Consider the following 11,663-nt stretch of genomic DNA (forward strand, 5'->3'; position numbering starts at 1 on the left):
GCTCCGCCCGGCGTTTGGGGCCTTAGAAGTTGCCTGCGATCACGCTGGCGATCACGCCGCTGGTGATGCCGATGAGCAGGGCGTCATTGCCATTGCGCACCCAGCGATAGCCGCGCGGGGGAGGACGCAGACGGCCGTTGTAGCGGCGATAGTCGATCTCGCCATAATTCCAGGCGCGGCCACGGTCGAAACGATCGCCCTTGCGGAACTGGTGCCAGCCGTTGGGCGGGCCGCCGGGGCCACCGCGATTCGGGCCAAAGCCGCCGGGGCCGCGATGGTCGCCACGGTCAGGGCCGCGATGATCGCCGCGATCGGGGCCGCCGCGATGGTCGTCACGGCCGGGCTGAGCCATGGCCAGGGCCGGGGTCAGCAAGGTCGCGAGCATGATCGCGCTGATGGTCTTACGCATGGATTTATCCTTTCGGTATCCGTATTTGGTGACAAGCGTATGCGTGTCACCAGCTGAGAGCTATCTGAACCGATAGGTCACTTTCAAGAAAGCATTGCAAAAAGATGTGTTCCCGGGCCAAGGCGCACACATCCCGATTATCCGCCGAATTGCGAAAAAGCGCGGCGCGCCCCATATGGACACTATGGCCAAGATCACACCCACCACGCCCGAAGCCCGCTCTGTCCGTCTGCTCAAGGTGGGCGAACAGGTGCGCCACGTCATTTCCGATCTGCTGGCGCGGCAGGAGGTGCATGACGATGTGCTGACCGCCCGCACCGTTTCGGTGACCGAAGTGCGCATGAGCCCCGATCTGCGCCATGCCGCCGTCTTCGTGAAGCCGCTGCTGGGCGAGGAGGAAGAGGTGGTGCTCAAGGCGCTGCGCACCAACACGGCCTTTTTCCAGAAGGCGGTGGCGGGCAAGCTGAAGCTGAAATACGCCGCGCGCATCAAATTTCTGGCGGATGAAAGCTTCGATGAAGCCAGCCGGATCGAGGCCCTGCTGGCCGATCCCCGCGTGCGCCGCGATGTCGATGCGGGCGAGGAAGAGGAGGGCGGGGCCGACTGATGGCCAAGCTCTATTTCTACTACGCCAGCATGAATGCCGGAAAATCGACCACGCTGCTTCAGGCCGATTTCAACTATCGCGAGCGCGGCATGACCACCATGCTGTGGACGGCGGCTGTCGATGATCGTGCCAGTGAGCGTGGGCCCGAGCATGCCATTGAAAGCCGGATAGGCCTGCATGCTCAGGCGCATCGCTTTACGCCGGAGACCGACATGTATGCCGCCATCGCGCCGCTGCATGGCGCGGGGCCGGTGGCCTGTGTGCTGGTGGATGAGGCGCAGTTCCTGACCGCCGCCCAGGTCTGGCAACTGGCGCGTCTGGCCGATGAGGCCAATGTGCCGGTGCTGTGCTATGGCTTGCGCACCGATTTCCGGGGCGATCTGTTCCCCGGCTCGGCGGTGCTGCTGGGGATTGCGGATTCGCTGATCGAGTTGAAGGCGGTGTGCCACTGCGGGCGCAAGGCGATCATGAACCTGCGTGTCGATGGCACGGGCAGGGCGGTGATCGATGGCGCCCAGACCGAGATCGGCGGCAATGACCGCTATGTCGCGCTCTGCCGCAAGCATTTCAGCGAGGCGCGGGCATGAATATGGCCCTGATCCATCAGATCGTGATGCTGGCTGCGCCGCTGATCGTGGCCATTGTCTTCCACGAGGTGGCGCATGGCTGGGCGGCGCGCGCTCTGGGCGATCCCACCGCGCATGAGGCCAAGCGCCTCAGCCTCAATCCGCTGCGCCATGTCGATCCGGTGGGCACGGTGGTGCTGCCGGGCATGCTGGCTTTGGCGCATCTGCCGGTGTTCGGATGGGCCAAGCCGGTGCCGGTGAACCAGTGGCGGCTGCGCAATCCGCGTTTCGGCATGATGCTGGTCGCGGCGGCGGGGCCGGCCTCGAACATTGTGATGGCTTTGATCGCGGCGCTTGTGCTCGGGCCGATCGGCGCCATGCCGCTGGGGCCGGACACGCGCTGGCTGGTGAGCGTGGTGGAACTGCTGGCCACCTTTATCCAGATCAATCTGTTCCTCGCGATCTTCAACCTGCTGCCGATCCCGCCTTTCGATGGCTCGCATATCGTGGAAGGGTTGCTGCCTGCCAAGGCCGCGCAGTTTTACGCCAAGTTTCGCCGTCTGGGCTTTGCGCTGGTGCTGGTTCTGCTGGTGCTGCTGCCTCAGGTGATCCAGGGCTTCGATCCCATCGGGCGCTTTGTGGGGCCGCCGTTCGAGTGGCTCTATGGCCATGTGCTGCAGCTGGCGCATTGGTCGGGGCGCCTGACCCATGGATAACCTTGGCAACGCTGGCGTGCATGGCTGGATCATCCTCGACAAGCCGCTGGAGCTGGGCAGCACGCAGGCTGTCAGCGCGGTGAAGCGCAATCTGCGGCAGGCGGGCTTCAACATGAAGCTGAAGGGCGGGATCAAGGTGGGCCATGGCGGCACGCTGGACCCGCTGGCCAGCGGCTTGCTGCCCATCGCTCTGGGTGAGGCGACCAAGCTGACCGGGCGCATGCTGGACGCCAGCAAGGTCTACAGCTTCACCGTGAAATTCGGCGCGGAAACCTCGACGCTGGATCTGGAGGGCGAGGTGATCGCCACCAGCGAGAAAATCCCCGAAGCCGCCGAGGTGGCGCAGGTGCTGCCGCTCTTCACCGGGCCCATCGAGCAGGTGCCGCCGATCTACAGCGCGCTCAAGGTCGATGGCGCCCGCGCCTATGATCTGGCGCGCAAGGGCCTTGAGGTGGAGCTGGCCTCGCGCAGCGTCACCATCCACAGCCTCGATCTGGTGGATGCGGGCGAGGGGACTGCCACTTTGCGCGCCCATGTTTCCAAGGGCACCTACATCCGCAGCCTGGCGCGGGACATCGCTCTGGCGCTGGGATCACGCGGCCATGTGACCATGCTGAGGCGCGAGAGCGCCGGGCCCTTCACCCTCGATCAGGCGATTTCACTGGACAGATTGAACGAAATCGGCCAAGGCGCCGCGCTTGAACAGGTACTTCTGCCGCTGGAGGCGGGGCTGGTCGACATCCCGGCCCTCTCCCTCACGTCCACGGAGGCAGGGGCGATCCGCCAGGGTCGCGTTCTGATTGGACAGCCCCATCCCGACGGGCTTTTCTGCGCTTATCACGGCCCCGTGCCGGTGGCGCTGGTGGAGCTTGAAGGGGGCGCGATGAAAGTCGTGCGGGGGTTCAACCTTCCCGATGTCGCGGAGTAGTGAAAATGTCGGTTTCTCCCGAACTGAAGCAGGAAATCATTCAGGACAACGCCCGCGCCGCGAACGACACCGGTTCGCCCGAGGTGCAGGTCGCGATCCTGACCAGCCGCATCAAGACCCTGACCGAGCACTTCAAGGCCCACCACAAGGATAACCATTCGCGTCGTGGCCTGCTCATGATGGTGAACAAGCGTCGTACCCTGCTTGCCTACCTGAAGAAGAAGGATGTGGAGCGTTACAATGCTCTCATCGCCAAGCTGGGCCTGCGTAAGTAAGGTTCGATTGGAAGCGCCCCCTTCGCGGGGCGCTTTTCATATGTGAGTTTCAAAGATGGGCCTTCCGGCAATACGGCAGGGGGCCCTGGGGCTAAGACACAATGCCCCGCACCGGACCGGGACGGCACCCCGGCTTAGCAACCCCGCACGCGCAATAGGGCCGCGCGGGGCGAAGGAAAAAGAATGTTCGACGTGAAAACCGTATCGCTGGAGTGGGGCGGAAAGACCCTCACCCTCGAAACCGGCCGTGTGGCCCGCCAGGCCAATGGCGCCGTGCTGGCCACCTATGGCGAGACCGTGGTGCTCTGCGCCGTGACCGCCGCCAAGAACGTGAAGGAAGGCCAGGACTTCTTCCCGCTCACCGTCCACTATCAGGAAAAGTTCTCGGCTGCCGGCCGCATCCCCGGTGGCTTCTTCAAGCGCGAGCGCGGCGCGACGGAAAAGGAAACGCTGGTTTCCCGCCTGATCGACCGCCCGGTGCGCCCGCTGTTCCCCGAAGGTTTCTACAACGAGATCAACGTGATCGCTCAGGTTCTGAGCTATGACGGTGAGAGCGAGCCCGATATCGTCGCGATGATCGCGGCCTCGGCTGCGCTGACGATCTCGGGTCTGCCCTTCATGGGCCCGATCGGCGCCGCGCGCGTCGGCTACAAGGACGGCGAATACAGCCTGAACCCGTCGATGGCCCAGGTTGCCGAAGGCGAGCTGGATCTGGTCGTCGCCGCCACCGGCAATGCCGTGATGATGGTGGAATCGGAAGCCAAGGAGCTTTCGGAAGAGACCATGCTGGGCGCCGTGCAGTTCGCTCATGCCGAGATCCGCAAGGTCATCAACGGCATCATCGATCTGGCCGAGAAGGCCGCCAAGGAGCCTTGGGAAGTCAAGTCGCAGGACGGCAACGCCGCCCTGAAGGCCGAGATCAAGAAGCTGATCGGCAAGGACATCACCGCGGCCTACAAGCTGACCGACAAGTCGGCCCGCTCGAACGCGCTGAACGCCCTGCGTGACAAGGTGAAGGCCAAGTACGCCGAAGCCGATGGCCAGACGATCATGACCGCGATCAAGCTGACCAAGAAGCTGGAAGCCGAAATCGTGCGCGGCGCCATCCTGAAGGACGGCAAGCGCATCGACGGCCGCACCACCACCCAGATCCGCCCCATCGAATCGATGGTGGGCTTCCTGCCCCGCACCCATGGTTCGGCGCTGTTCACGCGCGGTGAGACGCAGTCGATCTGCACCACCACGCTGGGCACCAAGGATGCCGAGCAGATGATCGACGGCCTCGACGGCCTGTCGTACTCGAACTTCATGCTGCACTACAACTTCCCCCCCTATTCGGTGGGTGAAGTGGGCCGCTTCGGCGCCCCGGGTCGTCGTGAAGTGGGCCATGGCAAGCTGGCCTGGCGCGCGCTGCACCCCGTGCTGCCTTCGAAGGAAGACTTCCCCTACACGATCCGCGTTCTCTCGGACATCACCGAGTCGAACGGTTCCTCCTCGATGGCCACCGTCTGCGGTGGTTCGCTCTCGATGATGGACGCCGGCGTGCCGCTGGTGCGCCCCGTGTCGGGCATCGCCATGGGCCTGATCCTGGAAGGCAAGGACTTCACCGTGCTGTCCGACATTCTGGGTGACGAAGATCACCTGGGCGACATGGACTTCAAGGTGGCCGGCACCTCCGAAGGCATCACCACGATGCAGATGGACATCAAGGTGGCCGGCATCACCGAAGCCATCATGAAGCAGGCGCTGGATCAGGCCAAGGAAGGCCGCGCGCACATCCTGGGCGAGATGCTCAAGGCTCTGGGCGAAGCCCGCACCGAGCTGTCGGCCCATGCTCCGCGCATCGAGACCATCAGCATCGACAAGTCGAAGATCCGTGACGTGATCGGCACCGGCGGCAAGGTGATCCGCGAGATCGTCGCGCAGACCGGCGCCAAGGTCGACATCGACGATGAAGGCATCATCAAGATCTCTTCGTCGGACGTGGCGCAGATCGAGGCCGCCAAGGTCTGGATTCTGGGCATCGTGGAAGAGGCCGAAGTCGGCAAGATCTACAAGGGCAAGGTCGTCAACATCGTCGACTTCGGCGCTTTCGTGAACTTCATGGGTGGCAAGGACGGTCTCGTCCACGTCAGCGAAATGAAGAACGAGCGCGTTGAGAAGCCCACCGATGTCGTCAAGGAAGGTCAGGAGGTCTTCGTGAAGGTCCTCGAGATCGACCAGCGCGGCAAGGTGCGCCTGTCGATGCGCGTCGTCGACCAGGAGACCGGTGGCGAGCTGGAGGACACCCGTCCCGCTCGCGAGCCCCGCGAACCGCGCGGCGACCGTCCTGACCGTGGCGATCGCGGCGACCGCCGCGGCCCGCGCGGCGGCGGCGACCGTGGCCGTGGCGGCGATCGTGGTCCCCGTCGCGAGCCCCGTGGCGACCGCGAAGGCGGCAACCCCGATCACATGCCGGCTTTCCTGAAGTCGGACGACTGATCGGCGCTACAGCGCTGAACATGAAGGGGCCCGCCGGTTCGTCCGGCGGGCCCTTTTGTTTGCGCGGAGCGTGACGAAAATTTACGTGCTGGCTTGATGTAAAAAACGTATATAAAGATCGCCGGGGCACCGCTGTCTCATCGCCTCCGGCGTATGGAGAGTCACATGGGCATCAAGGATTTTCTGGAAGAAGCCGCCGGAGCCTTCGCCGCCGACAAGGCGCTTGAGGCTGTCGATCCCGATGCGGGTCTGCTGGCCAAGGGCGTGGCGGCGGTTGCCGGTTTTGAAGGCGTGAAAGCGGTGAAGGAGCATTTCGACGGCGAGCAGGCCGAGACCGACCAGTCGGCCACCGATCAGGACTGGTCCGATCAGCCTGCTCCCGACGAATCGCAGGACAACTGACGCCAGCGGGCGCAGCTTTTCGCGCGTCCGAGGTTTCACCGGTGCAGCGTTCCCCTGAACCTGCGCCCGGTCCTGCATGGGAATGCCGGCTGCCCTCCCCTGGGGCATGCCGGCATTTTCTTTGGAAACCTCAGGCCTTGGTGGGCTTTTCGGCCACCACAACCTTGTTGCGGCCCGATTCCTTGGCCTTGTAAAGCGCCTTGTCGGCGGCAGCCAGCGCATCGCGGGGGTCTTCCGAGGCGAAGACATCGGCGATCCCCGCCGAGAAGGTCACCTGCCCGAAGGCGGCTTCGGTGGCGCGGTTGATCAGCTTGCGCTCAGCCATGCGGTGGCGGGTGTCGTCGAGGATCTCCCAGGCCTCATGCAGCGAGCGACCGCGCAGCAGCACCACGAATTCCTCGCCGCCGTGGCGCGCGACATGGCAGCGGTCGTCGGAGATGCGGGCCAGTGTTTCGGCCACCACCTTCAGCACGCGGTCGCCCGCGTCATGGCCATGGGTGTCGTTGATGCGCTTGAAATGGTCGATATCGCAGAAGGCGACGCAGAGATGCTCGCCGCGCGCCTTGGCGGCTGCATGTTCGGTCTCGAAAAAGGCTTCGAAGGCGCGGCGGTTGGGCAGGCCGGTGAGGTGATCGTGATCGGCGTTGCGGCGGGCCTCTTCCAGGCTGCGGCGCAGGGCCTTGGTCTGCTCGGCGCTGCGGGCCATATCCTCTTCGAGGCTGCGGGTGCGCTCCAGCATCGAGCGGGCCAGATCGAGCAGTTCCTCGCGCTTGAGATGCTCGTCCGGCGCCTTGTCGAGATCGTTGACATGGGCTGCCAGCGCTTCGTTGTAATCGGTGGTCGCGCTGGAGGCCTGCGTGGTGGCCTTACTGAAGTCCTCGATGTCGTTTTCGAGGCGGCGCATCAGGCGATGCATGGCCTCATTCTGGTTGGCGCCCTTTTCCTCGGCGGCCTTTTTCAGCAGGGGCAGGGTGATCGGCTCACGCGCCTGAAGCTGGTCGTCGATGGCGCGGATGACGCGGCGGTTGCCGCCGGTCAGATAATCATGCGCGATCTGCAGCGTGAAGCCGCTGACCTCAAGATCATGCGCCAGCAGGAAGTTGGTGATGTCGTCCATCAGCTGCTTGCGGGCGATCTGATGCGGCGTCGTGGCCACGATCGGGGTGTTTCCACCCTCCGAATCATGGTTAACGTCGTTAGGCCCGGCAAAGCCGAACCAGTCCAGCAAGCCCTTGGCAGGGCGGCGGGGCAGGGAGGGATCTTGGACGCTCATGCCGGTGAAGACGGCAGCGCGCGCGCCTTTTTAAGGGCGAAATTTTCTGAACCGAAAAGATGGTTTATCGGCCCGTCCTCTTTCACCAGTCCGGCGGGGCAAGGCAGCAAAAGGAACCCTGCCGCCGGGCCCGGTCGCGCAGCTCCTCGGGCAGCTTGTTGCAGCCCATCACGATGCCGGAGGACTGCCGCTTGTCGAGATAGAGCAGCGGGTCTTCGATGGAGCCGCGCGTGCGCGGCGGCAGCACGCCCAGATAATGCTGGGGCGTATGGCTGGCCATGAAGGTGAAATAGGTGACGTCGTCGATCAGCAGATTGCGCGCGGGCGTCCTGGGCGAGAGGCCGCAGCGCGCCGCCGCGCCCAGAATATCGCTTTCGGAATGCGTGCGGGCGAACAGCGGCACCGAATAGGGCTGTTGCGGCAGATAGGCCGGAGCATCCAGCGCGGCGACCAGCGGCGGCCCATAAAGCCCGCCCACCAGCACAAGCGAGAGGATCATCAGCGGCCCCAGCGCCATGGCCAGCACCGGCAGCGCGCGTTTCAGCCAGCCCAGCCCATGGGGCGAGGCCAGGCCCATCACCATGGCCAGAATCAGCAGCGGCAGCTCGAAGGAAACCTCGTAATCGTGGCGCACGAACTGGCTGGCGCACCATGCGGCGGCCACCGCCAGCAGGATCAGCGCCATCACGGCATCGCAGGCCAGCACCTTGCGCCGCCCCTGTTGCCACAGCGCGGCCAGCGCGGCGGTGAGCCCGGCGGCGCCCGCCAGCGCCCAGATGACCTCCATGCCGCCGCGCCAGCCCTGCATCTCGTCGGCGCTGACCCGGCCCGCCACCAGCCAGCGCGACATCGGCACGACCTGAGGCGCGGCGCTGTCGATGTAGGCATCGAAACGCAGGTTGGAGAGGACCGTCCAGCCCATCTGCAACAGCCCGCCAAGCCCCGTGGGACCGGCGTTGTTGACGATGCGCGCGCCCAGATTTTGCCGGTTGAACTCGCGGTTGATCAGCGGGTCGAGCGGGCAGGCGAGGCGGGCGCTCCAGTAATGCATGGCGGCCAGCGCGGCGCCCATCAGCACCGCCAGCGCCACGGCGCGCGGCAGAAGGGCGCGCGGGCCCCGACTGGCCATCAGGATCGCGGCGGCGAAGACCGGCATGGTGATCAGCGCCTTGAAGTGATAGCTCAGCGCCACCATCGCCAGCGCGGCGATCCCCAGCGAGCGGGCCCAGGCGATCTCGGGCGAGGCGTAGGTCTTGGAATAGGCGAAATCGGCAAAGGGCTCGAAGCGGTTGCCGGGCGCCTGCCATGACCGGCTGGCGATCAGCAGCGTGGCGGTCAAGGTCAGGATGATCGGCTGTTCGGGGCGGCTCCACACCATCAGCAGCGGGGTGCAGCCAAGGCCGATCAGCGTGCAGGCGATCACCGCGATCATATGCCGCTCGGTGCGGTTGCGCGCGAGGCGGCGGATCAGCGCCAGCAGCAGATAGAGCCATGCGCAGGCATAGAGCACGCCCGAAAGCCGCACCCAGTAAGGCTCGGCGAAATGCAGGTTGAAGATGCCAGAATACCAGCGCACCGGCCACATGAAGAAGGGCGGCAGCGAGAGCGTGTTGGGCCCGCACTGGTCGGAATAGAGCTTGTCGAAACCGTCGATCCAGGCGCGTTCCTGCAGGCGCCAGCCCACCTCGTCGGTGTAGAGCGGCAGCAGCAGCCCGCCCAGCAGCCCCAGCACCAGGGATGCCACCACGCCATGGCGCAGCAGGTGGAACAGTTTGAGATAGGAGGGAGGTGTTTCCTCGCCCTCTGTGGCGTCGCTCATCGGGCTGGCCATTGGTCGGGGCCGATGCAGCAGACCTCGCCAGTGGCCTTGGCGCGGGCGCGCAGGGCCGGGGGTAGGGCGTTGCAGGCCAGCACCACGCCCGAGGAATGCTGCTGCCTGAGATAGGCCAGCGGATCGGTGACGCTGCCGCTCCAGCGCGGCTCCAGCACGGAGGTCTTGTGGTCTGGCAAGGCGCTGTCCATGAAGGTGAAATAGGTGATGTCGTCGATCAGCAGATGCGCCGGATGGCTTTGCGGAGTGATGCCGCAGGCGGCGGCGGCGCGCTGGATTTGCGCGCGCAGCGTGCCGTAATGGGCAAGGCCGACCGAATAGGACTGGCCCGGCAGATAGCCGCCCTTGTCCGCCTCCTGCGCCAGCGAAGGGCCGTAGAGCCACAGAATGGCGATGGCGCTGATCGGCAGGGCGAGGCCGATGGTGGTTGCGACCCGGCTGAGGCATCGCGTCAGGCGCGGGGGCAGGGGCGTGGAGAGGGCCAGAGCGAAACTCAGCGCCAGCAATGGCAGCACGAAGCTGGCTTCATAGACATTGCGCACCACCTGCGACACACACCATGTCGAGGCGCAGAACAGCGTCGTCCCGGCCAGCACGATGCGCTTGTCGAGCTGCGACACAGCGCGCCGATGCGTCCACAGCATGGCGCCCAGCGCCCAGGCGGCCAGCACGAAACCGGCGATCCACAACAGATTCATGGCGATGGTCCAGCCGATCTGCGTCGGTTTGCTGACGAGATGGGGCAGCAGCCAGCTGGACATGGGCGTGATGTCCGGCGCGGCCTGCGCCACATAGACCGGCATCTGGAAATTGGCGATCAGCCGCAGCGGCGCCATGGCCCAATGGCCATCCCCCAGCAGTTGCAGGGCGAGGCTCTGTTTGGCGTGGTCGGCCGCGAGGATGGGATCGCCGGGGCAGGCCATGCGGCCGAACCAGTAACGGGCCGCGATCGTCGCGGCTGCGGTCAGCGCGATGGTGCACATGGCCCGCACGGCCCGGGCCTGACGCGTGGGGGCCGCCGCGATCATCGCCGCCATAAACAGCGGCATCAGGATCAGCGCCTTGAAATGATAGGAGAGGGCGATCACCCCCAGCAACAGGATGGCCACCGGCGCCCACGGACGCGCGCTGTTCGGGCGGTTTTGCCCCATGGCGATCAGCAGGCTGGCGGTGGCGCACAGGATGATCGGCTGCTCGGGCCGGCTCCACACCAGCAGCCATGGCATCACGCCCAGACCCATCAATCCGCAGCACAGCATCGTCAGCTGGCTACGGCGCAGATGGTCGGCGGTGGCCTGACGGATCAGCACCAGCAGCATCGCCACCCAGCAAAGCGCATGGGCCACGCCCGACAGGCGCACCGCGAAAGGATCGGGCCAGGCCAGATTGAAGAAGGCCGAGTACCAGCGCACCGGCATCATGAACCATGGCGGCACGGCCAGGGTGTTGGGGCCGCATTGCTGGGAGAACAGCTTGTCCACGCCGTCGATCCCGGCGCGTTCCTGCAGGCGCCAGCCCACCTCGTCGGTGTAGAGCGGCAGCAGCAGACCGATCAGCAGCATGCCTGTCAGCACGGCGGGCGCGGCAAGCGGCAACCAGCGCGCCAGTCGTGAGGCAGGAAAGTCTGTGCGAATCATCGCAAGGCTGATCGCAAAACGCGCGGTAGGCCACAACTGGCTACCGCGCGTCTAATTGTATCAAAATCGTGCCCGATGGGCCGCAATCTGCTTAGCGCAGACGCATCAACGCAGACGGGGGCCACCGAAAGGCAGCGGCGGAGGGGGACGGCGCGCGCCGCGCGGCAGCTGCGCCTGATAGGCCCGGCCGCAATGTTCGACGCAGTAAGGGAAACCGGGGTTCACCTTGTCACCGCAGAAGTGGAAGTCCGGCTCGCCGGGATGGCCCATCGGCCAGCGGCAAATACGGTCGTTGAGATCCAGCAGGCTGGTCTTGTCAGCGATCTCGGCGCTCGGCTTGGCGGGCACCAGACGGCGCGGCGGGGCCGGCGGGATCGGTGCCTGCTGATCGCCGGGGCCCTGACGCAGGAAGCCACCGGGGCCGACCGAGACGATGCGCGGCGAAGGCGCGGCAGCGGGCGCGTCCGAAGCGGGCGCGGCAGCCACGGGGGCTGGCGGCGGCGGCGCGGCAGGGGCCGGGCGCGGCACCGGCGCGGCA

The 11,663-nt window shown here is 65.6% G+C and carries 12 protein-coding genes; 7 read left to right on the forward strand and 5 right to left on the reverse strand.

The annotated features are described in order from the left end of the window. Positions 1-22 precede the first annotated feature (22 nt). The gene (locus tag SR3_RS26750) at positions 23-409 is read right to left on the reverse strand and encodes an RcnB family protein (RefSeq protein WP_068093216.1); all 387 of its coding nucleotides are present in this window, start codon (positions 407-409) and stop codon (positions 23-25) included. 184 nt (positions 410-593) lie between these two features. Here SR3_RS26750 and rbfA point away from each other — a divergent pair, with 184 nt between their 5' ends. From rbfA to SR3_RS26785, 7 genes are all read left to right on the forward strand, one after another. Beyond that, complete coding sequence (gene rbfA / locus SR3_RS26755) at positions 594-1,016, forward strand: 30S ribosome-binding factor RbfA (protein WP_068093218.1); 423 nt, start codon at positions 594-596, stop codon at positions 1,014-1,016. Further along, the gene (locus SR3_RS26760) at positions 1,016-1,603 is read left to right on the forward strand and encodes a thymidine kinase (RefSeq protein ID WP_068093221.1); all 588 of its coding nucleotides are present in this window, start codon (positions 1,016-1,018) and stop codon (positions 1,601-1,603) included. The genes rbfA and SR3_RS26760 overlap by 1 nt, the downstream gene beginning before the upstream one ends. Beyond that, positions 1,600-2,298, forward strand: coding sequence for a site-2 protease family protein (locus SR3_RS26765; protein ID WP_068093226.1), 699 nt, complete (start codon positions 1,600-1,602; stop codon positions 2,296-2,298). The genes SR3_RS26760 and SR3_RS26765 overlap by 4 nt, the downstream gene beginning before the upstream one ends. Beyond that, positions 2,291-3,226 (forward strand): tRNA pseudouridine(55) synthase TruB, encoded by a 936-nt coding sequence (gene truB, locus SR3_RS26770; RefSeq protein ID WP_068093230.1) that lies wholly within the window; start codon positions 2,291-2,293, stop codon positions 3,224-3,226. Before SR3_RS26765 ends, truB begins: the two co-directional genes overlap by 8 nt. Before the next feature lie 5 nt (positions 3,227-3,231). Continuing rightward, positions 3,232-3,501 (forward strand): 30S ribosomal protein S15, encoded by a 270-nt coding sequence (rpsO, locus tag SR3_RS26775; protein ID WP_068093232.1) that lies wholly within the window; start codon positions 3,232-3,234, stop codon positions 3,499-3,501. Positions 3,502-3,684: 183 nt separating this feature from the next. Then, entirely contained in the window at positions 3,685-5,982 is a 2,298-nt protein-coding gene (gene pnp / locus SR3_RS26780) for a polyribonucleotide nucleotidyltransferase (protein WP_068093235.1), read from the forward strand. A gap of 165 nt (positions 5,983-6,147) precedes the next feature. Then, positions 6,148-6,384, forward strand: a complete 237-nt coding sequence (locus tag SR3_RS26785) for a hypothetical protein (RefSeq protein ID WP_068093237.1) — start codon at positions 6,148-6,150, stop codon at positions 6,382-6,384. A 130-nt stretch (positions 6,385-6,514) separates the two neighbouring features. On the opposite strand, the gene SR3_RS26790 is transcribed toward SR3_RS26785, so the two are convergent. The 4 genes from SR3_RS26790 to SR3_RS26805 form a co-directional block, all read right to left on the reverse strand. Continuing rightward, on the reverse strand, positions 6,515-7,657 hold the full coding sequence (locus SR3_RS26790; protein WP_084455957.1) for a GGDEF domain-containing protein: 1,143 nt from the start codon (positions 7,655-7,657) through the stop codon (positions 6,515-6,517). 82 nt (positions 7,658-7,739) lie between these two features. Beyond that, positions 7,740-9,476 carry a hypothetical protein gene (locus SR3_RS26795; RefSeq protein WP_157099137.1) on the reverse strand — a complete coding sequence of 579 codons (1,737 nt, stop codon included), beginning with the start codon at positions 9,474-9,476 and terminating at the stop codon, positions 7,740-7,742. Beyond that, positions 9,473-11,125, reverse strand: a complete 1,653-nt coding sequence (locus tag SR3_RS26800; RefSeq protein WP_068093242.1) for a hypothetical protein — start codon at positions 11,123-11,125, stop codon at positions 9,473-9,475. The genes SR3_RS26795 and SR3_RS26800 overlap by 4 nt, the downstream gene beginning before the upstream one ends. Positions 11,126-11,230: 105 nt before the next feature. Next, a partial coding sequence (locus tag SR3_RS26805) for a GcrA family cell cycle regulator (RefSeq protein WP_218018892.1) occupies positions 11,231-11,663 on the reverse strand: 433 nt, incomplete at its 5' end.

Origin of the sequence: Novosphingobium rosa NBRC 15208 (genome assembly GCF_001598555.1) — a bacterium.
Lineage (GTDB): Bacteria > Pseudomonadota > Alphaproteobacteria > Sphingomonadales > Sphingomonadaceae > Novosphingobium > Novosphingobium rosa.